Source organism: Candidatus Poribacteria bacterium, from assembly GCA_016866785.1.
Taxonomy (GTDB): Bacteria; Poribacteria; WGA-4E.
In genome coordinates, this window is sequence record VGLH01000002.1 from 33,168 (window position 1) to 57,949 (window position 24,782).

At 64.9% G+C, this 24,782-nt stretch carries 21 protein-coding genes; 12 read left to right on the forward strand and 9 right to left on the reverse strand.

Annotated elements, in window-relative coordinates; translation table 11 throughout:
- Positions 1–52 precede the first annotated feature (52 nt).
- Positions 53–553 (forward strand): permease, encoded by a 501-nt coding sequence (locus FJZ36_00550; protein MBM3213397.1) that lies wholly within the window; start codon positions 53–55, stop codon positions 551–553.
- 2 nt (positions 554–555) lie between these two features.
- Here the strand turns inward: FJZ36_00550 and FJZ36_00555 are convergent, their stop codons facing one another.
- The 3 genes from FJZ36_00555 to FJZ36_00565 all read right to left on the reverse strand — a co-directional run bounded on the left by FJZ36_00555 (position 556) and on the right by FJZ36_00565 (position 4,887).
- Positions 556–2,352, reverse strand: a complete 1,797-nt coding sequence (locus FJZ36_00555) for an iron ABC transporter permease (GenBank protein MBM3213398.1) — start codon at positions 2,350–2,352, stop codon at positions 556–558.
- Between the two features lie 32 nt (positions 2,353–2,384).
- Entirely contained in the window at positions 2,385–3,731 is a 1,347-nt protein-coding gene (locus tag FJZ36_00560; GenBank protein MBM3213399.1) for an extracellular solute-binding protein, read from the reverse strand.
- Positions 3,732–3,972: 241 nt separating this feature from the next.
- A complete protein-coding gene (locus FJZ36_00565; protein MBM3213400.1) occupies positions 3,973–4,887 on the reverse strand; it encodes a hypothetical protein in 915 nt (304 codons plus the stop codon).
- A gap of 79 nt (positions 4,888–4,966) precedes the next feature.
- Here FJZ36_00565 and FJZ36_00570 point away from each other — a divergent pair, with 79 nt between their 5' ends.
- Entirely contained in the window at positions 4,967–5,722 is a 756-nt protein-coding gene (locus tag FJZ36_00570; GenBank protein ID MBM3213401.1) for a phytanoyl-CoA dioxygenase family protein, read from the forward strand.
- A gap of 7 nt (positions 5,723–5,729) precedes the next feature.
- Here FJZ36_00570 and FJZ36_00575 read toward each other — a convergent pair whose 3' ends face one another.
- The 3 genes from FJZ36_00575 to FJZ36_00585 form a co-directional block, all read right to left on the reverse strand.
- Complete coding sequence (locus FJZ36_00575; GenBank protein MBM3213402.1) at positions 5,730–7,151, reverse strand: MBOAT family protein; 1,422 nt, start codon at positions 7,149–7,151, stop codon at positions 5,730–5,732.
- 13 nt (positions 7,152–7,164) lie between these two features.
- Complete coding sequence (locus FJZ36_00580; GenBank protein MBM3213403.1) at positions 7,165–9,609, reverse strand: hypothetical protein; 2,445 nt, start codon at positions 9,607–9,609, stop codon at positions 7,165–7,167.
- 135 nt (positions 9,610–9,744) lie between these two features.
- Positions 9,745–11,394 (reverse strand): FAD-dependent oxidoreductase, encoded by a 1,650-nt coding sequence (locus tag FJZ36_00585; protein MBM3213404.1) that lies wholly within the window; start codon positions 11,392–11,394, stop codon positions 9,745–9,747.
- A gap of 232 nt (positions 11,395–11,626) precedes the next feature.
- On the opposite strand from FJZ36_00585, the gene FJZ36_00590 reads away from it, so the two are divergent.
- From FJZ36_00590 to dnaK, 10 genes are all read left to right on the forward strand, one after another.
- Positions 11,627–12,583 (forward strand): Gfo/Idh/MocA family oxidoreductase, encoded by a 957-nt coding sequence (locus FJZ36_00590; GenBank protein MBM3213405.1) that lies wholly within the window; start codon positions 11,627–11,629, stop codon positions 12,581–12,583.
- A 26-nt stretch (positions 12,584–12,609) separates the two neighbouring features.
- The gene (locus tag FJZ36_00595; protein MBM3213406.1) at positions 12,610–14,103 is read left to right on the forward strand and encodes a M81 family metallopeptidase; all 1,494 of its coding nucleotides are present in this window, start codon (positions 12,610–12,612) and stop codon (positions 14,101–14,103) included.
- On the forward strand, positions 13,962–14,681 hold the full coding sequence (locus FJZ36_00600; protein MBM3213407.1) for a DUF4416 family protein: 720 nt from the start codon (positions 13,962–13,964) through the stop codon (positions 14,679–14,681). The genes FJZ36_00595 and FJZ36_00600 overlap by 142 nt, the downstream gene beginning before the upstream one ends.
- Entirely contained in the window at positions 14,678–16,648 is a 1,971-nt protein-coding gene (locus FJZ36_00605; GenBank protein ID MBM3213408.1) for a hypothetical protein, read from the forward strand. The genes FJZ36_00600 and FJZ36_00605 overlap by 4 nt, the downstream gene beginning before the upstream one ends.
- Positions 16,645–17,685: a spermidine/putrescine ABC transporter substrate-binding protein gene (locus FJZ36_00610; GenBank protein ID MBM3213409.1), complete on the forward strand. Its 1,041-nt coding sequence runs from the start codon at positions 16,645–16,647 to the stop codon at positions 17,683–17,685. Before FJZ36_00605 ends, FJZ36_00610 begins: the two co-directional genes overlap by 4 nt.
- Positions 17,658–18,110 (forward strand): hypothetical protein, encoded by a 453-nt coding sequence (locus FJZ36_00615; protein MBM3213410.1) that lies wholly within the window; start codon positions 17,658–17,660, stop codon positions 18,108–18,110. Before FJZ36_00610 ends, FJZ36_00615 begins: the two co-directional genes overlap by 28 nt.
- The gene (locus FJZ36_00620) at positions 17,971–18,891 is read left to right on the forward strand and encodes a prepilin peptidase (GenBank protein MBM3213411.1); all 921 of its coding nucleotides are present in this window, start codon (positions 17,971–17,973) and stop codon (positions 18,889–18,891) included. Before FJZ36_00615 ends, FJZ36_00620 begins: the two co-directional genes overlap by 140 nt.
- Positions 18,892–18,907: 16 nt before the next feature.
- The gene (locus FJZ36_00625; protein MBM3213412.1) at positions 18,908–19,642 is read left to right on the forward strand and encodes a methyltransferase domain-containing protein; all 735 of its coding nucleotides are present in this window, start codon (positions 18,908–18,910) and stop codon (positions 19,640–19,642) included.
- 131 nt (positions 19,643–19,773) lie between these two features.
- Positions 19,774–20,307 (forward strand): response regulator, encoded by a 534-nt coding sequence (locus tag FJZ36_00630; GenBank protein MBM3213413.1) that lies wholly within the window; start codon positions 19,774–19,776, stop codon positions 20,305–20,307.
- Between the two features lie 53 nt (positions 20,308–20,360).
- Complete coding sequence (gene dnaK, locus FJZ36_00635) at positions 20,361–22,268, forward strand: molecular chaperone DnaK (protein ID MBM3213414.1); 1,908 nt, start codon at positions 20,361–20,363, stop codon at positions 22,266–22,268.
- Here dnaK and FJZ36_00640 read toward each other — a convergent pair.
- Genes FJZ36_00640 through FJZ36_00650 form a run of 3 tightly spaced genes read right to left on the reverse strand, consistent with a single transcriptional unit; the run spans position 22,096 to position 24,741 of the window.
- Positions 22,096–23,019, reverse strand: coding sequence for a TVP38/TMEM64 family protein (locus FJZ36_00640; protein MBM3213415.1), 924 nt, complete (start codon positions 23,017–23,019; stop codon positions 22,096–22,098). The genes dnaK and FJZ36_00640 overlap by 173 nt on opposite strands.
- The gene (locus tag FJZ36_00645) at positions 23,016–23,831 is read right to left on the reverse strand and encodes a methyltransferase domain-containing protein (protein ID MBM3213416.1); all 816 of its coding nucleotides are present in this window, start codon (positions 23,829–23,831) and stop codon (positions 23,016–23,018) included. Before FJZ36_00645 ends, FJZ36_00640 begins: the two co-directional genes overlap by 4 nt.
- Positions 23,809–24,741, reverse strand: a complete 933-nt coding sequence (locus tag FJZ36_00650) for a CPBP family intramembrane metalloprotease (GenBank protein ID MBM3213417.1) — start codon at positions 24,739–24,741, stop codon at positions 23,809–23,811. Before FJZ36_00650 ends, FJZ36_00645 begins: the two co-directional genes overlap by 23 nt.
- Positions 24,742–24,782: the final 41 nt, after the last annotated feature.

The window sequence follows — 24,782 nt, forward strand, 5'->3', positions numbered from 1 at the left end:
GATGGAAAACCCATCAACTGTACCAGCACGACCCAAGAGGAGAGCGCGTCCCATGCTCCTCCCGACGCTCGTCATGGCGGCGCTTGCCGTTGTCCTGGTGTTCGTGGGCTACCGCAACGGGACGAACCAGCACATCGCAGGGGCGAAGCTGGCAGGGAATATGCTGCTGTCGATCCTCCCGCTGCTCGTCTTCGCGTTCCTGGTGGCAGGCATGATGCAGGTGCTCATCCCCCGCGAGCTGCTCTCGAAGTGGATCGGGGCGGAATCGGGGTGGCGCGGCATCCTGATCGGAACCGTGGTCGGTGGCTTCATGCCGGGCGGGCCCTACGTCAGCCTGCCGGTCGTGCTCGGACTGTTGAAGGCTGGGGCGAGCGTCGGCACGTCCGTCGCGCTCCTCACGTCGTGGTCGCTCTGGGCGGTCGCCCGGTTGCCGATGGAGATCGGGATACTCGGCTGGCGGTTCACGCTCGTGCGGTTCGTCAGCACGTTCGCGTTCCCGCCCATCGCGGGCTGGCTTGCTCAGGCTGTCTTCGGAAACTTCCGCGTGACGTGAGCCTACGCGCGGAACAAGTCGCCCATGCGCCGACCCAGTACCTTGGCGGCGACGAGCAGCGCGACCGTGAGCAATCCCATCGCCAGGACGCCCATCGCGCTGGCGACGTACTGTCCGTCTCCGAGGCGGTTCGACAGCTCGTAGATGACCTTCGTGATCGGATCGTAGCCGACCGCGAGACCGCCCAGGATCAGACTGTCTGACACCTCCAGCATGGCGAACGAGAACGCCAGGATAGCGCCGGCGATCAGGTTCGCCGTCACGAGCGGCAGCGTAATCTTGAGCATCGTCTGCGCCGGTGTGGCGCCCAAGTTGCTCGACGCCTCTTCCAGCGTCACGCTCGTCTGTTGGAACCCCGCCACCGCCGACCTCATCATGTAGGGCAGCCGCCTGACCGAATAGGCGATGATGAGTAGCACCGTCGGGTTGATGCGCGGATTGAAGATGTCTAGCGCGTTTCCCTCGGCGAATACGCCGATCCCGAAGCTCCCGACGTAGCCGAACGCCATGACGATCCCCGGCAGCGCCAGCGGCATCATCGCGGCGGCGTCGAGCGTGTTGCGGAACGGGATGCGTCGTCGGGTCAGCATCCACGCCAGTGCGACGCCGAGAACCAGGTCGATACCCGTGCTGGCGATGGAGTACTTGAAGCTGTTCTGGATGCTGCGAAGGGCGTCCAACGACTGCTCGCCGCCTCCGGGGGCGAAGATGCGCCGGTAGTGGTCCCCGACGAACTCGCGCGGCAGGATGCTGCCCATCCACTCCACCTGCTCATAGAGTCCACCGGACCACGTGCCTGCCTGAGCCACCGAGGTCAGCACAACGCTGATGTGCGGCAGGATCGCGATAGCAGTCACGCCCAGTACGACGAAGTAGACGAGCGGTATCCGCCAGCCCTCCGCCTTCACCTCCAGCGATCCGGTGTGACCTCGTGCCATCATCTCGTAGCGCCTCGACCCGGCAAGGCGCTTCGCCACGAAGAAGAAGAACGCCGTCAGCAGAATGACGATGACGACGAGTGCGTACGCTCCCTGCGAGGACGCGACCTCGCGGCTCGCGTCGAAGATGCGCACCGGCACGACGCTCCGATAGTCGAACATGAGCGGCGTTCCGAGATCGGTGAATGCCCAGATGAAGACGAGGATGGCCCCGGCGAAGCAGCCGGGCATCATCAACGGCAGCGTGACGGTTCGGAACAGCGTGAAGCGGTCGGCTCCCATGTTCCGCGCGGCATCTTCCAGGTTCGGATCGACGTTTGCCAGGGCGGCTGCGACGTTGAGGTACATGATCGGGTAGAGGTGGAGCGTCGAGAGGATGACGACACCCCAGAACTTGTGCGCGTCGCTCCCCCCGAACCAGTCGATGGCGCTCGCCTTCGACATGAGTCCGAGCTTCATCAGCAGCGAGTTGACGCTGCCGTAGACGGCGAAGAGCTGCTTGATCCCGACGGCTCCGACGAACGGCGGCATGATCATCGGAACGAGGATGACGCCCTGGAGCAGCCCCTTGCCAGGAACCGAGTAGCGCACCAGCACATAGGCGAGAGGCAGGCTGAGCAGCGTCGTCGTCATCGTCGTCGCGGCAGCCACAACGATGCTGTTCCAGATCTCGCGCGCTTCCTGCGAGTCCAGGCGAAAGAAGCCGACGTTGAAGTTGCCGCCGAGGAAGAAGGCTTCCTTGAGGATGTAGGCGACGGGGTACACGAGGAAGGCGGCGAAGAAGACGATGACGCCCGCCAGGAGGGCGCTCGTACCCCACGTGAGGTCGAACTGCGAAGCCCAACGCCGGAGCCACGCCATACAGTACCCCGACCTCGGTCAGTGGAGCTCGGTCACTTCGCCTTCGCGGCAGCCGCGTACTTGTCGCGCGCGAACGCCCGCCACTTCGATACGGTGTCCTTGCGGGTCAGCGCGTAGTCGTCGCTGTTCCACCGTTCGGACAGCGCGTTCGCCTCGGATTCGGTGATGGGCATCGCGGCGAAGGCAGCGCGCGCCGATTCGGACGCCCCGGAGACGCTCTTCCAGGCGGCGGTGAGCTCCTTCGCCGAGTCGATGAGGAGCGAGCCGTAGAGATCGTTAACGAGGCTCCAGCGCCGTCCGCCCAGTTCGGCGTCGTAGTGTACCGTGTTCTGGATCTCGAACGGGTTCGCGGCGATCAGGCGCTTGTCGCCGAGCTCGTCGTAGAGCCCCGGTAGCACGCTGGACCGCGCGACGACTTCACTCTTGGGTCCTCCGGGCTCGCCGACAGGCAGCATCAGGAGCTTTTGGGCATCAGGAGTCAGGCAGTATTCGACGAACCGCTTGGCGAGCTCCATGTTCGGAGCGCCCTTGAGGATCGCGATGGCGTCCGGGTTGATGACCGAAAGCCCCTCCGGAGTGACGTAGGCGATCTTGTCTGCCCCGGTCTTCACCATCTGGGCGTAGGCGTAGAAGTCGATGACAGGTCCGTAGATGACGTTGCCGAGGGCGACCTCGTTGGGTACGTCGCTCGCCCCCGCGGTAAAGGACTTCACGTTCGCCGCCATCTCGGTCAGGACGCGCCAACCCTTCTCCCACCCGTACGCCTGCAGGATGATCTCGTAGATCATGTGCCCGCTGCCGCTATTGCGCGGGTCCGGTGCGGCGATCTTGCCCATCAGCGCCGGATTCGCCAGGTCTTCCCATGTCGCAGCGGTGGGCAGGTTGAGCTGCGTTTGGAGGAGACGGTTGTACATGATCCCGAACCCCGCGAGCGCCACTCCGTACCAGCGGTACTGCTCATCGTAGACCGGCACGCCGGCGATCTGCCTACCGACGGCGCTCAGGATGGTACCGGGAACCGGGTACGGTTCCAGCAGATTCTGCTCGACGAGTTGCAGGTAGGAGTCGGTGCCTCCGCCGAAGAACAGGTCCATGTTGATGCCGGACGGCGAGCGCTTGTACTCTGATACGATGAAGCGCATGATCTGGGACGTGCCGCCCTGGTCGAGCCATTCGACGCCGGCATCCATGCCGTGGTTCGCCTTCATCCACGCCTGGAAGCCTGCCGTGAACTCATCGCGGAGGGCAGGCGGATGGGGCGACAGGATGCGAACCTTCTGAACGTCCTTCTGCGCTTCCTTCTTGCCGCAGCCCGAGGATCCGAGCAGAACGACTGCCGCCGTGACTGCGAGCCAAATAGCCTGACGCATACGCACCATGGATCGTCCTGCCTTCGCCGTCTGGGTTCAGCGGATGAACCGCGTCACGAGCTGGGGTTTCACGATCAAAAGGATGAAGATCACGAGCAGTATGAGATACCACACCGCGCGCCGGATCGATGCGCGAGCCCGAGCCTGCCGCTGTTCCGGCGTCTTGGGACGCGTGAGGAAGTCGAGCATCGAAACGTCTCCACGAGCCGACGGTACACCGCGTATCGTCCAACGTCAAGCGGATGCGGCTCTAGCGGATGAGCCGCCAGCCGTCGGCATCGACCGCGAGCGCTCTCGCGCCAGCGTGTTCGTCGTACGCGCTGTTCATCTCGTCAATGGAGTCGAAGTAGCCGATCCCGTGAACCGCCCCGAACGACTCGCCCGCGGCGACGCGCCTCCCGCCGAGCTCGTGGATGAAGCAGACGTACCCGCGCTGGTGGCACCACGACTCGTAGACGGTCAAGGGGTCAAGCGCCATTCCCCCCAACCAAGTGCCGTTGGCGAGCTCGTAGGCGCGGATGAACCGGTCCGGTGTCGCCTCGCCGCGCTGGTACAGGAACCGCGCGTCTGGCGGGAACTCTGACTGGAACCGCGAGGCTGGGATTGTCCCGGCGTAGCTCAGGTAGATGCGGCGAAATGTGTCGCCGCCCGTGTGCTTCAGATGCCCCGGCATGTCCGTGCGAAGAATCAGTCCATCGACCGTGTTGACGCTCTCGACGCGATCGTACGCGAGGAACCACCGGACGCCGTCCGGGAACACGAGCCACTGATGCCATCGCGAGCCCGGGCGGTACGGAGGGCGTGCTTTCGTCCACGTGAACGACAGGTGCACCGCGACGAAGCCATCTCCCCGGACCGTCTCCCAGCCGACAGAGCCGGCCTGCGTGCATATCTGGGGTGTCTCCACGTAGCGCTTCGCCAGGCTCCCGTGGTACGCGTTCCGCCATTCGTAGCGCATGTCCGAGGGCGTCGAGTCGTCGTCCTCTCCGGGCTCCATCAGGAAGTCGACGATCATCAGCCCGAATCCTGGGTCGCGCGACCCGGACTGGCGGTCCACGAAGCTCCCCGCCATCACACCGGAGACGTACCCGGTCGTCGCGACGCGAGCCGAATAGCGGTCCGTCTCGACGTGAATGACGCCGCCGCGCGCTTCGACCTGTGCCATTCGTGCGCCCCTTTGCGAGTCGATGTAGAATCCGTGTTCGCCACTTGCCCTGCGCCGACCACACGGTGAGGAGTTGCCGATGACCGACGTTTCTGCCGCCGTCGAACGGTTCCATCGCGACGGATATCTCGTGCTTCGCGGCGTGCTCTCCGGCGACGAAGTCGCCGTTCTGCGCGAAGGCGTCGAGCGCGCGTTCGACGGGCCCGACAGCGGCTACGGGCCCTGCATCCGAACCGCGATGTTCGAGCGCGATCCGGCGTTCGAATCGCTGATCGACCATCCCAGCGTGATCGACATCATCGAGGCTCTGCTGGGGTCCGACTGCCATCTGATCGCCGATAGCTCGCTCAAGACGGGACCAACGCAGAGCGTCGCGCCTGGCTTCCACGCGGATGAAACGGTTCGGTTCCCGCTGCCGGAGGGCGTCGAGCTCGACCCTCGAATCATCATGCATCCGTTCGTCGTCAACATGAACTTCTATCTCGTGGATGTCGATGAGGAGCTTGGACCAACGGAACTGGTACCCGGCAGCCACCGCAGCGGTCGGAACCCAGCGCCGGGCGCGCCCGTCGAGTACAAGGGGAACGGGCCCGTGATGGCGACCGGCAGCGCGGGAGACACCATCATGTGGCACGACCAGACGTGGCATCGCGGCGCTCCGAATCGCTCTCAGGACCGTTGGCGGTACGTGCAGCAGGGAGCCTACGGACGACGGTGGGTGTCACAGCGGTTCTACCCGTTCATCAACCGGAGCATCTCCGAGGAGATTTTGGAGCGGGCGAACCCACGCCGACGTCGACTGCTGGGCGTCCATCCACGGGGCGCGTACGGTTGATGGCATGTCAGAAGATGAAGTAGATGAACGGGTTGTAGGCTTGTACGGCGAGCATGGCGAGGGACAACCAAAGCAAAGCGAGGCACGCCGCCGCCTTCAGCCACGACAGCCTCTCCGTCCAGTCCAGCGCCTGAGGAGCTGTCCAGACGACAACTCCGGCACAGGCGAACGACATGAGCAGGTAGGGCTCTCGAAGCACGGCACGGACGACATACGCGGCTGGTTGCGTCGGCGTGACTCCAACCATCGTCGACAGGTACCGCACCGAGTCGCCGAGAGAGTCCGACCGAAACACCACCCATCCGATCAGCACGACCAGGAACGTCGCGACGACCCGTACCGGCTGAGGTAGCGCACGATGGAGGCTCCGTTTGCCCTGAGTCCGTTCCACAGCAAGCGCGATCCCGTGCAACGCGCCCCAGACGACGAAGGTCCATGCTGCGCCGTGCCAGAGCCCTCCGAGCAGCATGACGACCATCAGGTTCACGTAGGTCCTGACGGGTCCGCGACGGTTGCCTCCGAGCGGAATGTAGAGATAGTCGCGCAGCCATGTCGAAAGCGAGATGTGCCAACGCCTCCAGAACTCGGTGATCGACGCCGACCGGTACGGCGAATCGAAGTTCTTGGGGAACCCGAATCCCAGCAACATGCCGAGCCCGATCGCCATGTCGGAATAGCCGCTGAAGTCGAAGTAGATCTGGAACGCGTATCCGACCGCGCCATACCAAGCGTCGAGCGGTGTCAACGACGAGGCTCCGAACGCCGTGTCGGCGATCTTCCCGCACGGATTCGCCAGCAGCACCTTCTTCGACATGCCGAGAGAGAAGAGCGCGGCTCCGCGAGCGAACTTCGCGACCGTGTGACTTCGGTTCCGCAGTTGGTCGGCGACAGACGAGAACCGGATGATGGGTCCCGCCACAAGCTGCGGGAACATCGAGACGTAGCACGCGAAGTCGACGAAGTTGGTCAAAGGCTCCGCCTTGCCGCGGTACACGTCGATGGTGTAGCTCATCGACTGGAACGTGTAGAAGCTGATCCCCAGCGGAAGCGTCACGCGCAACGCGGTCTCCCAACGCGCCGCCGTTAGCCCGAGCGATGAGACGAAAGCATTGTAGTTGTCGAGACCGAAGTTGAAATATTTGAAGAAACCCAGCAGCGACAGGTTCGTCACAACGGACACGGCGACGGCGGCGTGACGAATCCGGCTCGAGGCAAGGCTTTCGGCTGCGCGACCGATCACCAGCCCGCACGCGTAATCGACCAGCGTCGATGCGAACATCAGGAAGACGAACTTCGGGTTCGCCCACCCGTAGAAGACGTAGCTGGCGATGGTGAGAACCAGATGACGGACGCGGCGTGGCGCGATGAAGTACGCCGCCAGCGCCGCCGGCAGGAAGTAGTAGACGAAGATGTGGGAGCTGAAGACCATCCCCGGTCACGCCCTACGGGACGACGTAGTAGTAGGGCACGTCCGGGTCGGGTTCCAGCGTGTCGGACGTGTACACGCCGGAAAGCTGCGGGTTGGCGTCGAGCGGCTCCAGAACCAGCCGACGCGGATCGCCGCCAGACGGCAGACGCAGCGGGCTACTGTCGAGGATTCCCCACTCCACGAGACGGATCCGCTCCGGAGTCGCTTCGCCTGCACCGACAACGCGGTATTCCGCTGCTACGAGCGCTTCGCGATAGGGTGCGATCTCCTGCACGGACGGAACGTCTGACCTCGCCATGAGCACCGCCTCTACGTCGATGGAGCTCCGGTGCGCGCGGCTGAAGAGGATGTTCCTGTAGGCTTCGTAGGAACCGAGGGCCTCGTTCGGCGACAGCGCCCGATCGTACACCGCGACGCCTTCCAGCGCGCCGGACCAGTCGCGCTCCCCGCTCCATTCGTCGCCGAACAGGAAGCGGTGGGTCGACCAGTTGTCGAAGCCTCCTTGGACGACGTTCGTGTCGATGATCGTTTCGCCGTTACGGTAGGCGATCAGCCTGCCCGGAACGTAGGTCACGACCACATGCGTCGGTTCCGACGCCGGTACGTCGAAGAGCTGGACTTCAGGGCTGACGCCGTTCGTCCCGGTCTTCGGCGTCCGCAATCGGAAGACGAGTCGAGCCCCGTCCTGCCCGAGCGTGAAGTTGCGGCTTCCCGAATCGGTCGAGAAGGTGGCGATGCGCGCGGGTCCCGACTGCCGATCCGATGCGGGCATGATCGTCGCCTCCAGCGTCAGGGCGCTCGTTGCGCGAAGGCGGTCGAGTATTGCCGCCGACACGCTGTCCGGGGCGATGAACGCGCCGTTGGCGAGCCACATCGCCGATGCGCCGGTGAGTACCCCTCGTCCCCGCGGGCGCAGCACGACGTTCGTGCCGGAGTCGCGGTCGTCTGCCGTCTTCCATGCGAACACCAGCCCATCCCTCGAAACGGGCCACGTCGGTCGGCGCACGGTCACGGCCTGCTTCTTCATGCGGTTGGGCTTCTGGGCCCGGTCGAACACGCCTTCAACCGCCAGCGTATCTTCCTTGCCCAGGTCAGCCCGAGTTCGGATGGTCAACTGCGTGCCGGAGTCATCGAGCGACCAGGACTCCACGCGTCTCCCTGAGTCGAACCGGAGGCCAGGCTTGTTCAGCGTCACCGGTTCGTCAAACACGACGACCACCTCGCGTCGCCCTCGAAGGACGCTCCGCAGCACGCGAGGAGGCTCTGCCGGGAGGGCTTCGACTCTCCCTCGGCGTTCGATTCCGTCCACGACTGCCCTCACGACGTAGGTTCCCGGCGTCGCGTACGTGTGCCGGGCGGACTTGCCCGTGGCACCGTCTCCGTAGCCCCACGAATCCACACGTCCGCCCGGAGGTGTGGGGAACGTGATGGTCAGGGGCACTTCGCCGCGATGCCTGCCGAGCTCCAACGGAGCGACGAACACGTTCGGGTACCGGTCGACACCTGCGTCGAACGTCATCCGAACCGGCTTGCCGACGATCTCCAACGTGGCGGGGTCCGACGGCGCGACGAACACGTCGTAGTCCGAGTTGTCGTGGTCGTGCTGGTCAGGCGATGCGGCGAATGTGAAGAGCCGACCATCTGACGAAAAGTGAGGAAAGTAGACGTAGTTGCGCTCCGGCGGAAGACGCGCGTCGTCGAGCGCCAGGATCGTCGAGGGCTCGTTCGTTGACAGTCGGACGCGATTCACGGGTCCGCCGGCTCCCGCCATCCAGTAGCCCCACACGCCGTCGTGCGAGAAGTACGCCTCGCAGCCGCCGTATGCCGGTTGCTCCGTGATCTGCCGGCTCTTGGCGTCGTAGAGAGCGAACTGCGCCGGATGCCCACGCGTCGCTCGCGTCATCGTCGCGTTGATCAGCCAGCCGTTCTCCGGGTGCCCCTGCGTCGTCAGCGGCGTTGAGGTTCCCGAGCGGACGTCGAATCTCTGCGACACTCCGTCCCCGTCGATGTAGGCGAGCGCCTCGTCACTCAGCCACACAGCGGATCGGTCGCCGCCGTAGTTCCGCGCATTCTCGACCAGGACGCGCCGCTCGCCGGTCGCCATGTCAACGAGGTAGAGGGGAGCCTTCGCGGACCGAGCCGCGAGGTGGGCAGCGTCGCCGCGTGGATAGCTGATGTAGACGAGGCGTTTGCCATCCGGCGAGATCATGGGCGAGAAGTGGTTTCGTCCCGGTTCTTCCGGGCTGAGTTGCCTGGGCGGCGAGCCGTCCAAGTCGCGCATCCAGATGCGCCACAAGCCGGTACGGTTCGACTCCCATACGACGAAGCCGCTGCCGACAGCGGCAAGCTCTTCGAGCTCGGCGGCAGACGGACCTGCCGCTGCCACGCCAGTACGAGCGAGCGTGATCAAGAGAAGGACTGCGGTCGCAGCCCAGCGACCGTTGGTACGTTCCGACATGGTATTGCCTGCTTACAACTCCTGGCGGCTGGGTTCCCAATGACATGATGGGACACAAATGACAAGCGCCGATGAGCATGCTGTTAACGTGTGTGGCGCCGGATCGCGGCTACCCGGCGGTCGAATCGGTTGCGGTTAGCGAGGAGCCATACGGGGCCAGGCGAGCTCCATCCCCTGCGAGCGGAGCAGGCTCTGGAAGCTGGAAAGCAGCTCTTGGGATGCTCGTGTTGCGCGTGGTGACGCGTTCCGGTCGATACAGTACGCCGCCAGCGCGCCAGCAGCTTCGCCGATGTTCCACTCGACGGGGTGGAGCCGGTAGCAGCCGTTCGTGATGTGAGTGACGCCCAGGTTCTTGCAGCCGGGAATCAGGTTCTCGACGCGGACCGGAACCAGTGAGCCCAGCGGAATCTGAAACGGCAAGGAGCTCACGTCGATGTAGTTATCGCCGCCGGAGCTCGGATGCAGATCGATCCGGTAGCTGCCGACGCCCACGGAGTCCGCGAACGGCTCCGCCGAGACCTCTTCGCGCGGCCTGCCGGTCAGGGCAGCTCTCGCGTCCGTCCCGACGTGCTGCTCCACGACAGTGAACTCCGCCCGGATGCGGCGTGACTCGCGCATGTAGGGATACTTCGCCAGTCCGTCGGGCGTGCCCACGATATCCCGCCTGAGTCGCAGACCTCGCCATCCTTCGCCGCCGTCGGACCGCGGAGCCGCAGTCTGCAGCCAGTAGAGCAGCGACAGGCTGAGCTGCTTGGCGCGCTCGACGTGCCGGTCCGCCTCTTCTGCGCTGACTCCGACCAGGTTCCCCAGCCAGTAGTCGTTCATGGGCCAGTTGACGAGACAGACGTCCGACCGCAGTGAACCGCGCTCGAAGTTGGCGGCGTGCAGGATACGTCGGTAACGCCACAGCCCGGACGCCTCACCGGAGCTCTCGCGCTCCGGATCGAACGCGTAGCCGCGCCGCTCCAGCGTGATCGGATGGCACCCAATCAACGAGAGCAGGGGTCCTGTCCATGGCGGCGTCATCGCCGGCACGTAGTCGCGCCAGAACGCCCACTCCGCCGGGGGATCGATGGTGTGATCCTCGCCGGGCAGGTAGTCCATGGCGAAACAGCAGGTGAAGGCTTGGTGATTGTCCGGCTGAGCCTCACTCGGGGCGTGCGGCTCACCGGTCTCCGCCTGCGACTCGGCTCCCGTCACGAACTCCGTGCCCGTCAACGGCAGTAGGTCGCCGAGCTCCGTCGCATCGATCACGTAGCTGGCGCGGATCGTCGTCGGATGCCCCGTTGGCGTGTGCATGACGGTCACGGCGCGTACCCGATCGCCTTCCATGTCGGCGGACACGGCGCGCGTGTCGAGGAGCAGTGCCAGGCGGCCGCTGTTCAGGTGGGGCGCGAGCATGTCGCTCAGCACGGCGAGCGCGGCGCGAGGCTCGTGACACAGCCGGGATACGTTGCCGTTGCCGGGGTTGAGGTCGGCTCGACGGGACGCTTCGCCGGTCAGCGGATAGGTGCGCCGGTAGTAGTCGCGCACCCCGTCGCGGAATGCGCGATAGGATCGAGTCGCTCCGAACTGCTCGATCCACGGATGCTCGTCGGGGGGAACGGCTTGCTGCGTGAGCTGGCCGCCGATCCAATCGGTTTCCTCGGTCAGAACCACGTTCCGGCCGGACCTCGCTGCTGCCAGCGCGGCGGCGCACCCCCCGGTTCCGCCGCCGACCACGAGTACGTCTGTGACGAGCTCGCCCGGACGCCCATTCCGCGTCGCCCATCGAGGTTCGTTCATCTCCGGCTCCCGTGATGCCGTCGGTCGTGACAACTGTCGCGAGTTTCGCTCATCGCGGACCCATCCGCAACCTGCGCTGCGGCTCGGCTCGGTCGTTGTCGGAGTACGACCCGTGTGATACGCTCTGGCGCATCGGCACGGGCCCGATCCGTTCGACCCCACGACAAGGAGCGACGCTGTGGCAAGCACACCGATACGCGGCGCAGTCATCGGCTACGGGGCAGCCTTCAACATGGGCAAGCATCACGCCGTTGCCATGAACCGAACCGAGGGCATTCAGACCGTCGCGATCGTTGACGTGGACAAGGCTCGCACTGAAGCCGCCAAGGCTGACTTCCCGGATGTGCAAACGTTCAACAGCGTTGCCGACCTCATCTCGTGGGGCGAGTTCGATGTCGCGGTCAATGTCCTGCCGCACTCGCTGCACCATGGACCGACGCTCGCGTGTCTCCAAGCTGGCAAGGGAGCCATCGTCGAGAAGCCGTTCACGATCACCATCGCTGAAGCCACCGAGCTGATCGAGGCGGCGAAACAGAAGAACGTGGTATTGACGGTTCATCACAACCGACGATGGGACGCCGACTTCTGGACTCTGAAGGGACTCGTCGCCAGCGGCGTCATCGGTAAGGTCTTCAATATCGAGATGTGGGGCGGCGGCTACGGCAAGCCGAATCCCAACTGGTGGCGCAGCGTCAAGCGTGTCAGCGGCGGCGCGTTCTACGACTGGGGAGCCCATTTCCTCGACTGGCTGCTGAACGTCATTCCCGAGAAGATGGTCAGCGTGACGGGCTTCTTCCACGATCTCGTGTGGCACGACATCAGCAATGAGGATCACGTCCACGCCATCATCCGCTTCGCCAGCGGATGCAGCGCCGACATCCAGATGTCGCAGATCGCCAAGATCGGCAAGCCGAGATGGCGTCTGCTGGGTTCGCACGGCGCGATCATCGACGCGGGCGGGAACAAGTTCAAGGTCTACTCCGAGGTTCCCGGACAGGAGAAGGAACAGGAAGTCGCCTACTCCGGCCGACCTGGACCGTCGTTCTACGAGAACTTCGTCGCCCACGTGAACGACGGAACGCCGCTCATCGTGACCGCCGAGGAAGCGCGGCGCGTCATCGCCGTCATGGAGCTCGCCGAGAAGTCGTCGCGCACCCATCAGGCGGAGACGATCCCGTACGAGTTCTAGCTCGAAGGCGTGCTGAGGAAGGCTCGATGCGGATCGGTGTCGCGCAGTTCTATCACGAATCCAACTCGTTCTCGTCGACCTCGACGCGAGAGGTGGATTTTCGCGACACCTCCGCATCGGGACCTGCCCTTCTCGACAGATGGCGCGATACGAACAGCGAAATCGCCGGAGTCATCGACGCAGCCGAGGAGTCGGGATCAACGTCTCAGCCCGTCGAGCTGGTTCCCCTGACGGGAGCGTGGGCATGGCCCTCCGGTCCCATCGTGGACGAGTTCTACGTCCGCTTTCGCAACGATCTGGCGCAGCGCGTTGCGAGCGCCGGTCTGGACGGGCTCCTGCTTTCGTTGCACGGAGCCGCCATCACGACGGCGCGCGCGGACGCCCAAGCAGATCTGTTGGCGGCGATCCGGGGGCGTGTCGGAGCGGCGCTCCCCATCGTCTCGACGCTCGACTTCCACGCCAACCTGTCGCCGGAGGTCGTCTCGGCGCTCGATGCGCTCGTCGGGTATCGAACCTATCCGCATGTCGATTACCGCGAACGCGGGGCCCAGGCGCTGCGACTGACTGCGGAACTGGTCGAGACCGGGCTGAGACCCCAGACCGGCTTCACGCAGCCGCCGATGATGCCGGTCCCGCAGCGGCAAGGCACGTCGGGCAACCCGATGGCGGCAATCATGGCGCGCGCCCGCGAGATCGAGTCGGCGCCGGACGTGCTCGTCGCGAACGTGTTCGGCGGGTTTGCCTACGGCGACTCGCCAAGTGCAGGCTTGTCTGTCGCGGTCGTCTCTCGTGAGAGCCACGAAATCGCTCAGAACTACGCCGACGAACTCGCGATGATGGCTTGGACGTCACGCGCCGAGTTCGTTCCTGACCTCCTCAGCCCGCGCGACGCCGTGCGGACCGCCTACAGCCACGACAGCGGCTTGTCCGTCCTCGTGGATGTCGGGGACAACGTGGGGGGCGGTACGCCGGCAGACGGCACGGTGCTTCTCTCGGAACTGCTGAGAGTCCGAGCGGAACGTGCCGCCGTCGTCCTATGCGACGGCAAGTCGGTGCGCGAGTGCGTGCAGGCGGGCGTTGGCGCGGAAGTCCGCCTGCGAGTCGGCGGCAAGACCGACGGCTGGCACGGCGCGCCGGTCGCTGTGACGGGACGTGTCCGCATGCTCTTCGACGGCGAGTTCACGAACGTCGGGCCCATGCGCGAGGGAATCACGGAGCGTCAGGGATTGACGACTCGCGTGACGGTCGGTGGCATCGATCTCCTGCTGACGACGCGTCGATTGCCGCCGTGGAACCTTGAGCAGCTTCGCGCCGTCGGTATTGAGCCGACGCGTCTGCGTGCGTTCGTCGCGAAGTCCGCCGTGGCGTTCCGAGCCGCATGGGAACCGATTGCGGACCGGGTCATCGAGGTGAACACACCGGGGTTGACGTCTGCCGATCTCTCCGCGTTCCCGTACAAACACGTTCGCCGACCCGTCTTCCCCCTGGACGAAGCGTGCGCGCCCGGGAGGGATCGGTAGTGGGCAAGGTTCAGTCCGAGCCTTTGGTCAAGCCGATCTGCGGGGCTCTCTTCATCGACCCGATGGTCCTTGAGCAGGCGTGGGTTGCGCTCGAAGAGATGCTGGGTCCGCGACAAGATACCTCGGAGCCGGTGGCTTTCACGTACTCGACGTACTACGATGCCGAGATGGGCCCGGGAATCCGCCGCTGCTACGCTTCGTTCGCCAGCCCTGTGGACGCGGGATTCCTCGCGTCTGCCAAGCACGCGACGAACCGCATCGAGCGAACGCTGGCGCAGCCCGACGGCCGCCGACGCGTCAACCTCGACATCGGCTATCTCGGCGCTGGGCAGGTCGTTCTCGCCACGACGAAGGGCGTCAGCCATCGTGTTGCCATCGGCAGAGGAATCTACGGCGAGCTCACCTACACGTTCGCGGAGGGCGAGTACCGACCGCTTCCGTGGACGTACCCCGACTACCGCGACGAAGGCACGCGGTCGTTCTTCCTTCAGGTGCGATCCGACTACATGAGGCAGCATCAGGCGTGGAGCAGCTCTCCCGGAGCTCGCCACTTCACGCGACGGAGAGAGAGTGCATGAATCGCCACGGTGCAACGCGAATCCTTCTGCTCTGTGCGTTGGCAGCCTGGGGCTCCCAGGCATTCGGATGGGGGTATGAGGCGCACAAGCTGATAACGCGGAAGGCGTGCGACGCAATGCCGGAGCCGGTCCGCGGCTTCTTCATCTCGCATTCCGACGAGCTCGCCGAGCGCTCCCTCGATCCCGATTCCTGGCGCAAGACGGACAAACTGGAGCACTCCAACCACTTCCTGGATATCGACTACAGCGGCTTCGGTCCGTACCCGTTCTCGGACCTTCCCAGGTCGTACGCCGAGGCGTCCGCGAAGTTCGGCGAGGAGGCACTCGACCAGTACGGGCGGCTTCCCTGGCGCATCGACCGCTACATGGAGGATGCCGTCCGCGCGATCAAGTCGGGGGACCCGGCGAAGGTCGTCGGCGTTCTCGGAGCTTACAGCCACTACATCGAAGACGCGCACATGCCGCTTCACGTCGTGATGAACTTCAACGGTCAGTTGACCGGGCAGCGAGGCGTCCACGGACGGTGGGAGTGGAACATGGTTGACCGGCATCTGCCGGAGCTCAGCGCGGCAGTGCTCGCGGATCCGTCGAAGGTCGCACCGGTAGAACAGCCGTTGGAGACGGCGTTCGAGATCATCTTCGACTCGTACGGCAAGCACTTCGCTCTGCTGGACGCCGACCGCCACGCGGCGGCTGGCATCGAGGGCGACCTGGAGGAGAGCGACGTCTACTTCGACCGGCTGTGGCGCCGTTCCAACGAGCTTTGCATCGCGCAAATGACAAGAGCCGCTGAGTACGTGGCGAGTTTTTGGACGACCGCATGGGAGCGCGCAGGCAAGCCGAAACTCCCTGCGGACGTTCCAGCACGGCGCGAACGGGCCCGCGACCTGGGAATCCGCATCGGGTCTCGAACGCCGGGTCCTCTGAACGCGATCACCGACGTCCTGGGCGTACGGGTCGGTCACGTCACTCATGTCCGAGGTAGCGGCAAGAACGCGGTCCGCACCGGCGTTACGGCGATCGTGCCTCGCGATGACATCTGGCACCGGAAAGCTCCCGCTGCTGTGTTCGCCATGAACAGCAACGGCGAAGTGATGGGTTCCCACTGGATCCGGGAAGCCGGCAGCCTCGAAGTGCCCATCGTGCTCACCACGACCCTGAACGTCCCGGCGGCGGCGGCTGGTGTAGTCGAATGGATGGTTCGTGTGCACCCGTCGATGGGCAGAGGCGACGACGTCGTGCTGCCCGTCGTCGCGGAGTGCGACGATTCTGGGCTCAACGACTCCCAGGCTCGCGCGGTCACAGCCGAGGACACCGTTCGCGCGATTGAGACATCTCGGTCGGGCCCCGCCGAGGAGGGGTCGGTCGGGGCTGGTACCGGGCTCAGGAGCTACGGGTTCAAGGGCGGCATCGGCACGGCGTCGCGCGTCATTGAGGGCGGATACACGGTGGGTGCCCTGGTCGAGGCGAACGGCGGACGTAGGTCAGAGCTTCGAGTCGATGGCGTCCCCGTCGGCGAGGAGATCGCCGACCTGCTGCCGACTCGACCGGATCCCGAGAAGTCGTTCATCGTCGTCGTGGCGACGGACGCGCCCCTCGATGCCCGTCAACTGGAGCGCGTCGCCAAGCGGGCGTCATGGGGCATCGCCCGAACCGGAACCGTCGGTAGACACGGCAGCGGCGACTTCGTGATCGCCTTTTCCACCGCGAACCCGATGCCCCACATGCCCGACGAACCGACGTATCCCGGTGTCTCCTTCGTCGACGCGCACATCAACGAGCTCTTCGCAGCAACCATCGAGGCGACGGAGGAAGCGATCGTCAACGCGCTCGTCGCGGCGGAGACGATGGTCGGCTACGGCGGCGCGACAGCGCACGAACTGCCGAGTGATCGGCTGCGCGCGATCCTGTACCGCCATGGCAGGCTCTTCCCGTCCTCGACCCAGCCAGTGGAGGCGGCGGAATGAGATTCAGAACGCTCGGCGCATTCGCACTAGTCGCGTTGGCGCTCGCCTCGGGCTGTCGGCGCGGAGACCAGACCTCGACGGAACTGCATGTGTTCGCCTGGTCCGACTACTTCACCGACGAGGCGATCCAGCGGTTCGAGAAGGAGCACAAGGCTCACGTCGTCCTCGACACGTACGAGAACAACGAGGACCTCGTCGCCAAGCTCCAGGCGGGCGTGAGCGGGTACGATGTGGTGGTGCCGTCGGACTACGCCGTGAAGCAACTCGCCGAGCTCGGGCTCCTGGAGCCGCTGAACCGGGGCAACGTCCCGAACCTGCGAACCCTCGATACGAACTTCCTGAACCAGTACTTCGATCCCAGCAACCGGTACTCGGTTCCCTACCTCTGGGGCACCGCCGGGATCGGTTACGACTCGACCAAGGTCACGCCCCCGCCGGTGAGCTCCGCCGTCCTATGGGATAAGCAATACGGCGGCAACATCAACATGCTCGACGACGTGCGCGAGTCCTTCGCCCTCGCCCTCAAGCGGCTGGGCTACTCCGTCAACACGCGTGAACCGAATGAGATCACGGCGGCTCAGGAGCTCCTCATCCAACAGAAGCCGCTGGTGCGCAGCTACACAACCGAAACGGACGTGCTGATGCTCTCCGGTCAGGTAGTGCTGACGCACGCGTGGAGCGGCGATGTGCTGCGCGTCGCCGAGGAAGCCCCTCACTGGAAGTACGTGATCCCCGAAGAGGGGAGCACGATCTTCATCGACAACCTGTGCATCCCCAAAGGCGCGCCGAAGAAGGAGCTCGCCGAGGCGTTCATCAACTTCATCATCCAGCCGGACGTGATCGCCGGCGTCACCGCCTTCACGCACTACGCGAACTGCGTTCCGGCGTCGAAGGAGCATTTGCCGCCTACGCTGCGCGACAACCCAGTGATGTCGCCGCCCGAAGATATCATTCGACGGCTGGAACCGCTGCAGGACCTCGGTGAACTACAGACGCTCTACGGAGACGCCTGGACCGCCGTCAAGGCAGCCCAGTGAAGAATCCGCGATTGGTTTGGCTCCGCGTCCTCGTTCTCGCCGTCCTTGCCCTTGGGGCGGCGGTCGTCGTCGCGCCGCCGTTGCTCGAGTCGCGGCACGTCGCCCAGGCGATCAGCGATCTGGAACTCCTGTCCGACGCCGCCAGGCAGTACCTGCACCACACCGGCAAGACCTGCGAAGAACTCCAGGCACTCATCGACGATCCAGGCGTCGCCGGTTGGCGCGGGCCCTACTTGGCAAGTGACGCCGTACCGCCGACGCCCTGGGGCGGCTCCTATCGGATCGATGTCGCTCGCGGGGTCGTTGGGATCGCCGCAGACGCCGCGCGCGCGCCTGAGAAGTTCCGTCTGGGAGGCATCGCCGAGCTGTCCCAGGCGGTGCGAGCGGATCCGCATTGGTGGGCGGACGACAATGGTCCACGCTGAGGCGGCGATCGCTGCCGGAGTCGTCGGGATGTGCGTCGGCAGCTTCGGGAACGTCGTCGCCCACCGGATCCCCATCGGGCAAACGCCCTGGTTCCCGCAACGCTCCTACTGCCCGCATTGCCAGTCGTCGATCCGCTTCCGCGACAACATCCCACTGCTGAGCTTCTTTCTGCTGCGGGGCAAGTGCCGGGACTGCCATGGGCCCATCTCGTGGCGCTACCCGGTGGTCGAGGCTGTGACTGCGCTCGGGTTCTCGCTGGCGTTCTTGCTGCACGGACTGTCCATGCGGGCCCTGAGCGGGTCCCTTTTTGCCGCCGTTCTTGTCGTCCTCGCAACGACGGACTCGGAGCACGGCAGACTCCCCACCGCCGTCGTGGCTTCAGGAGCCGTCCTTGCCGCGTTCGTTGCGCTCGCGCGCGCGCTGAGCGAGGGCGCTGGCAGCCTTTGGCATGTCGCATCGGCGGCGCTCACCGGGTTGGGACTGCTGGGATTGGTGCGCTGGGTCGCCTCGAGATTGGCGCGCCGGGAGGCAATGGGGTTGGGCGATGTCAGACTGGCGGGGATGATGGGACTCTACATCGCCTCGCCGTCGCACACGCTGCTGGCAATCGTCCTGGCGTCCTTGGCAGGGGCATTGTGGGGAACCGTTCTGATCGCCATGGGACGCGCGCGGATGGGAAACCAGATGCCCTTCGGACCATTCCTCGCCGTAGGCGGGATCGTGTCGTTTCACGCCGGGGAACCGATCCTGGGCTGGTACCTCCGGCTTTTCGCCCGGTGATCCCTGCGAGGTGGCAATGACTCGCCTGGCGTACGTGCTGTGCCGTATCGCTGCTTTGTGCTGCGGCTCACAGCGCCTGGGCGCTCTGTCGCGCGGCGAGCTCGAGTCGGTCATGGCGCTCTACGCGCACCAGCCTTGGCATGTCCGGGCGCATGTCGGCGCGCGCGCGGCAACGCTCTCGGACGTTCTGCGTCACATTGATGCCCTGCCCGACGATGCGAGCGTGCTTGACGTCGGATGCGGCTACGGGTTCGCGTCCCACTGGGCGGCGCGGGTTCCGACCAGGCAGGTCGTAGGCATAGACGCCTCGGCTGGACGTGTCGCCATCGCAACCAGCGTCGCGTCGCGCGGCAATCCGTCGTTCCGGGTCGAGGTCGTCGAGAACGCCACGGGGGTGGCGACGTCGCTCGACGGCGTGCTGTGCGTCGATGTGCTCCTCTATCTGGCGCAGGTCGATCAGGAGCGGCTGCTTGCCGCGCTCCGCTGTCGGTCGACGGATCAATCCCGTCTCATCGTCAAAGATACGCTGGCGACGCCGAAATGGAAGCTGGCGTGGACGCGCGCCGAGGAGCGGATCAAGCTTCGCGCCGGTCTCTATGGCGGGTGCGCCAGAGGTACCAGCGTAACGTACCGGACTGAGGACGATTGGCGCGACTGTCTGACACGCTGCGGCTGGCGCGTCGTCTCGTTGCACCGGCATGGACATGTGTCGCCGTACCCTGGGTTCATCGCAGTGTGTCACGCAGGCTAGGGTTCGCGTCGGCGTGTGCCATGGTGACAACGCCATCGATGCGGGGCTGTGGTGAGAGTCGCGCCGCGTCGCGGGTCCTCGGTGGCATGGTAGTTGCGTGGAGTGCCGCGTGACGACTGTCTTCGTACGCGATGCGGCATGTCGTGTGCTGCGGATTGGCTTGGGCGATGCAGAACGCATCATTTGGCGCGGACTCAGCCTCGACACCGACGTTGCCTCCGACGGTCCTCATCGTCGATGACGATGAGGTCACGCTCGAGCTCCTGCGCCAGGTCGTCGAGAGGGACGGGTACCGCTGCCTGACCAGCGGAGACGGGCAATCCGCCCTCACGCTCTACCTGACGCACGACGTCAGCGTCGCGCTTGTCGACCTGGAGTTGCCCGATGTAAGCGGAATCGAGCTCTTGCGATTGTTCCGCGCCGAGCGGCAGTGGGTTCCCGTGATGCTAATGACTGGGAACCCGTCCCAGAAGGCGATGATGGAAGCCGCAGAGGCTGGCGCATACACGTTCCTGACGAAGCCGCTCGACCTGCTGGGGCTTCGTCGTCTGCTCGCGAAGTCGAGGACAGCGACACCCTCGTACCAATTGACGATGTCACGAGTCGAAGTAAAGCGTTCGTCGGTCTTCATCCGATGGAGCCGATGGATCGTCGGCAAGGACTGAGAAGCCGGCACGTACCGGCAATGCGCACCTGACAGGAAGGGAATCCGTCACCGATGGGCAAAGTCATAGGGATCGATCTGGGAACGACGAACTCGTGCGTGGCGATCATGGAGAACGGCAAGCCCGTTGTCGTCGCCAACTCGGAAGGTGCGCGCACAACGCCCTCGGTCGTGGCGTTCACCAAGGACGGTGAGCGGCTCGTGGGCCAGGCGGCGAAACGACAGGCAGTGACAAATCCCAAGAACACCGTGTTTTCGATCAAGCGATTCATGGGACGCAACTACAACGAGGTCACCAACGAACTCGCCCAGTTCCCGTACGAGGCGGTCCGCGCCGACAGCGGCGGGGTCAAAGTGCGCGCGGCCGGAAAGGAGTACACACCGCCCGAAGTCTCCGCGATGGTGCTCCAGAAGATGAAGCAGACCGCGGAGGACTACCTCGGCGAGCCGGTCACGCAGGCAGTCGTCACGGTGCCAGCCTACTTCAACGACGCGCAGCGACAGGCGACGAAGGATGCGGGCAGGATCGCCGGGCTCGACGTCCTGCGAATCATCAACGAGCCGACGGCGGCATCGCTCGCCTACGGCCTCGAGAAGAAGAAGGACGAACGCATCGCCGTCTTCGACCTCGGCGGCGGGACGTTCGACATCTCGATCCTTGAGATCGGCGACGGCGTCTTCGAGGTGAAGTCGACCAACGGCGACACCCACCTGGGCGGCGATGATTTCGACCAGGTCATCATCAACTGGCTCGCCGACGAGTTCAAGCGCGACAACGGGATCGACCTGCGCAAGGACACGATGGCGCTTCAGCGACTCAAGGAAGCCGCTGAGAAGGCGAAGATCGAACTCTCCAGCTCGATGTCCACCGACATCAATCTGCCGTTCATCACAGCAGACGCCAGCGGACCCAAGCACCTGAACGTACCGCTGTCGCGCGCCAAGCTGGAACAACTCACCGAGGAACTGATCAACCGGACGCTCGAGCCGTGCCGCAAGGCGCTTGCCGACGCCAAGGTGACGGCAAACGGCATCGACGAGGTCGTCCTCGTCGGCGGCATGACGCGCATGCCCAAGATCCAGCAGGTGGTACGGGAGTTCTTCGGCAAGGAGGCGCACAAGGGCGTCAATCCCGACGAGGTCGTTGCGGTCGGAGCGGCTGTCCAGGGCGCGGTGCTCAGCGGTGACGAAGGCGTCAAGGACGTCCTGCTGCTCGACGTAACGCCGCTTTCGCTCGGGATCGAAACGCTTGGCGGCGTGATGACCAAACTCATCGAGCGCAACACGACGATTCCGACGCGGCGGAACCAAGTGTTCACGACCGCCGAGGATGGTCAGACGAGCGTCGATATCCACGTGCTTCAGGGCGAACGCGAGATGGCTGCCTACAACAAGACGATCGGCAGGTTCCGTCTCGACGGCATCCCACCGGCTCCTCGAGGCGTGCCGCAGGTCGATGTGACGTTCGATATCGACGCGAACGGCATCCTCAACGTCTCGGCAAAAGACACGGCGACCGGCAAGGAGCAGAAGATCACGATCACGGCTTCGTCCGGGCTCAGCGAGCAAGAGATCAATCAGATGGTCAAGGACGCCGAGTCCCACGCCGACGAAGATCGCGCCAAGCGCGAGGAAGTGGATACGCGCAATCGTGGCGAGCAGCTTGCCTATCAGACCGAGAAGCAGCTCAAGGAGTTCGAAGGCAAGCTGTCGGATGACGTGAAGGGAACCGTCGAGACGACTCTCAAGACCCTCAAGGAGACGCTCGAAGGTGGCTCGACGGCAGCCATCAAGTCGGCGACCGAGGAGCTCCAGCAGGCGTGGTATCAGGCATCGGCGACGCTCTATCAGCAGGCGGGGGCTCCGGGCGATGGCGGAGCCGAGCAGGCTGCTGGCGGCAACGGAGCCGACGACGACGTGATCGACGCGGACTACGAAGTCGTCGACGACGACAAGAAGTAGACCCGATCAAGGGAACGCGAACGAGGAGGGCTGGCGTCAGCGCCAGCCCTTCATCGCTTGAGGCGCCGCCGCCGAACGACCGCCACGATGACCAGGTACGCGACTGCAGCCATACCGGCGACCGTAGAGCCTCCGAGGAGACCGTGCCCGAACCGCGGATCAGCCGAAGCGCCTTGCGCGACCAGACGCGACGCGTACCCGAAGTACGTGTAGGCGGGACGCCGGGTACCATGGCAACCGCTGAAGCCGCAGCATAGGGCAGGAACCGTATCGGCGTCAGTCCAAAGGCGTAGTTCAGCAAGCCGAATGGAAAGAGCGGCACCAGGCGCACGACCACCACGTACTTCCAGCCGTCCTGCTCTATGCCCGACCATACGACGCGCGCGCGCGATCCCAGCGCTCGATCGAACCAGTCGCCAGCGGCATGTCGCGCGATCAGGAAGCTCACGCTGGACGCCACCATGGCGCTCGCCAGTGTCAGCGACGCACCGACCGTCACGCCGAACACGTAGCCACCGGCGAGCGTCAGCGGGATACCGGGCAGCGCCATCGCCGCGATGAATACGTACGCAGCGCAATACGCGAGGAGCGCCCAGCTTCCCATCTTGGAGAGTCGCGCAGCCAGCGCGTCGGAACCGACCTCATGGCGTAGGAGCCAGAAGCCTCCGATGGCGACCGCCAGCCAGGCGACGACGGCCAGGGCGCGTCGCAGCGCCACACCGCGTGACGCCTGTCTCTGGCGACCTCTCATGAGCTCGTGGGTTTCCGCGCGGTGATGTTGATGCGGTCGGAGTTGCCGTGGTAGCGCGAGAACGTCCAGGCGTCGAACGCGCTCAGGTAGTCGAACCCGCGCTCGACCAATATGCCCTTGATCTCCGGGACTTCGAAGATCCTCTGGATGTGCGTCTCGACGTGTCGCTCGAACAATCCATCCGGGCGCGCGATGAAGAACGTGAGCTCGGTGCAGCAGGTGGCGTCGTGGCGAGAGTAGACGTTCTTCCAGACGTAGGAGTATCTCGGCTCGTTCTCGGCGAACGTGTTCATGTGGAAGTGCTCGACGATGTTCCGCTCCGTGGTCACATCGAACGCGAACAAACCGCCTGGCTTGAGAACACGCCACACGCAATCGACCACTTGGCGGAGCTCGCGCGCGTCGCGCGCGTAGTTGATGCTGTCGTAAAGGCACAGGACGGCATCGAAGGGCTCCCCGAACGAGAAGTCACGCATGTCGCCCTGCACCCACTCGACCGTGACGCCGCGCTGGCGTGCCTTGTCCGCGCCGACATTCATCATCTCCTGAGCGCGGTCGAGCCCCACGACCTCGAATCCACGCTCAGCCAGCGGCACGGCGACCGAGCCCGTCCCGCACGCCAGGTCCAGCAGCCGTCTGGGCTTGACTTCGTAGTGCCGGAAGAGATCGATCACGTAGTCCACCCACCGACGGTAGTTGACGTTGGACATTATCTCGTCGTAGGCGTACGCGAACCGGCTGTATGGCACGACGTCCGACACGCGCATCTCCGAAGGGATGGGCAGATCGTCAGGAACCCAAGGGAATGTCACGCAGCACCAGCCACGCCAACGATCCGCAGGCTTGGACGATGCTCGCCACAATCCCCGGCACAAGCGAGCGAGAGCGCACGAACAGGTATCCGTTCGCCGCTCCCAGCGCTACGAGAGGCACAAACGACAGAGCCGATCCGGACGCCACCGCAAACGCCACGGCGGCTCCCCACACCGATAGATGGACTGTGCGTTTCTGACGCAGCATCCGAAGCAGCATGCCTCGGAAGAAGATCTCGCTCCCGAGGGGTCCCAGCGCGAGCACCGTCGGGAGAATCAGCACCCACAGCGGGTCAGATGTCTGCGTCGGAAACAGTTGAAGCACCTGTTGACGCTCCTCGCGCAGCACCGGCACGAGCGACGCCGCCAGCTCGAACAACTCCCCAAACGCGAATACCGCCGCGCCGGCTCCGACCCCCATCACGAGTGCGCCGCGCAGATCGTCTGTGTGGAGCCCGATGTCCTCGAGCGACCAGCGGAACCTTCCGTTCAACATCCAGATGCACAGGACGGCGAAGAGCGCCGACTTCAACAGCTCGAGCGACCAGAGGATGTCCGGGGCAAGGAGCGCTTGCAGCGTGCGCGGCTCGGACGTATCGGTCGGGAGCTTGCCCATGGCCGTCAAGACGACCATCCCGACCATGAAGCTGATGACCCACGACACGAAGAAGATGGCGACGAGGTCGCGCGCGCGCCAATCGGCACGTGTTCGCCGAGGCATCTCCTCGCGAGCGATCATCAACTCGCAGTGGCTGCACTGACGAGTGTCCACGGGGTTGTGCCCGTCGCATCGCGGACACCGCCAGTAATACGGTGGCGGAACCCGCCAGACAAAGAACGGGAGACCCAGCACGCCGGCAGTCACGACGAAGAGCAAGCCCTGAAAGATGCTTTGGGCGATCGCGTCCATGCACCTTGCCTAGCATGCGCGCGAGACGATGGCAGACCGGA

Coding starts and splice junctions, on each gene's coding strand:
- FJZ36_00550 (MBM3213397.1), top strand. CDS start 53: ATGCTCCTCCCGACGCTCGTCATGGCGGCGCTTGCCGTTGTCCTGGTG.
- FJZ36_00555 (MBM3213398.1), bottom strand. CDS start 2,352: ATGGCGTGGCTCCGGCGTTGGGCTTCGCAGTTCGACCTCACGTGGGGT.
- FJZ36_00560 (MBM3213399.1), bottom strand. CDS start 3,731: ATGGTGCGTATGCGTCAGGCTATTTGGCTCGCAGTCACGGCGGCAGTC.
- FJZ36_00565 (MBM3213400.1), bottom strand. CDS start 4,887: ATGGCACAGGTCGAAGCGCGCGGCGGCGTCATTCACGTCGAGACGGAC.
- FJZ36_00570 (MBM3213401.1), top strand. CDS start 4,967: ATGACCGACGTTTCTGCCGCCGTCGAACGGTTCCATCGCGACGGATAT.
- FJZ36_00575 (MBM3213402.1), bottom strand. CDS start 7,151: ATGGTCTTCAGCTCCCACATCTTCGTCTACTACTTCCTGCCGGCGGCG.
- FJZ36_00580 (MBM3213403.1), bottom strand. CDS start 9,609: ATGTCGGAACGTACCAACGGTCGCTGGGCTGCGACCGCAGTCCTTCTC.
- FJZ36_00585 (MBM3213404.1), bottom strand. CDS start 11,394: ATGAACGAACCTCGATGGGCGACGCGGAATGGGCGTCCGGGCGAGCTC.
- FJZ36_00590 (MBM3213405.1), top strand. CDS start 11,627: ATGGGCAAGCATCACGCCGTTGCCATGAACCGAACCGAGGGCATTCAG.
- FJZ36_00595 (MBM3213406.1), top strand. CDS start 12,610: ATGCGGATCGGTGTCGCGCAGTTCTATCACGAATCCAACTCGTTCTCG.
- FJZ36_00600 (MBM3213407.1), top strand. CDS start 13,962: ATGGGAACCGATTGCGGACCGGGTCATCGAGGTGAACACACCGGGGTT.
- FJZ36_00605 (MBM3213408.1), top strand. CDS start 14,678: ATGAATCGCCACGGTGCAACGCGAATCCTTCTGCTCTGTGCGTTGGCA.
- FJZ36_00610 (MBM3213409.1), top strand. CDS start 16,645: ATGAGATTCAGAACGCTCGGCGCATTCGCACTAGTCGCGTTGGCGCTC.
- FJZ36_00620 (MBM3213411.1), top strand. CDS start 17,971: ATGTCGCTCGCGGGGTCGTTGGGATCGCCGCAGACGCCGCGCGCGCGC.
- FJZ36_00625 (MBM3213412.1), top strand. CDS start 18,908: ATGACTCGCCTGGCGTACGTGCTGTGCCGTATCGCTGCTTTGTGCTGC.
- FJZ36_00630 (MBM3213413.1), top strand. CDS start 19,774: ATGCGGCATGTCGTGTGCTGCGGATTGGCTTGGGCGATGCAGAACGCA.
- dnaK (MBM3213414.1), top strand. CDS start 20,361: ATGGGCAAAGTCATAGGGATCGATCTGGGAACGACGAACTCGTGCGTG.
- FJZ36_00640 (MBM3213415.1), bottom strand. CDS start 23,019: ATGAGAGGTCGCCAGAGACAGGCGTCACGCGGTGTGGCGCTGCGACGC.
- FJZ36_00650 (MBM3213417.1), bottom strand. CDS start 24,741: ATGGACGCGATCGCCCAAAGCATCTTTCAGGGCTTGCTCTTCGTCGTG.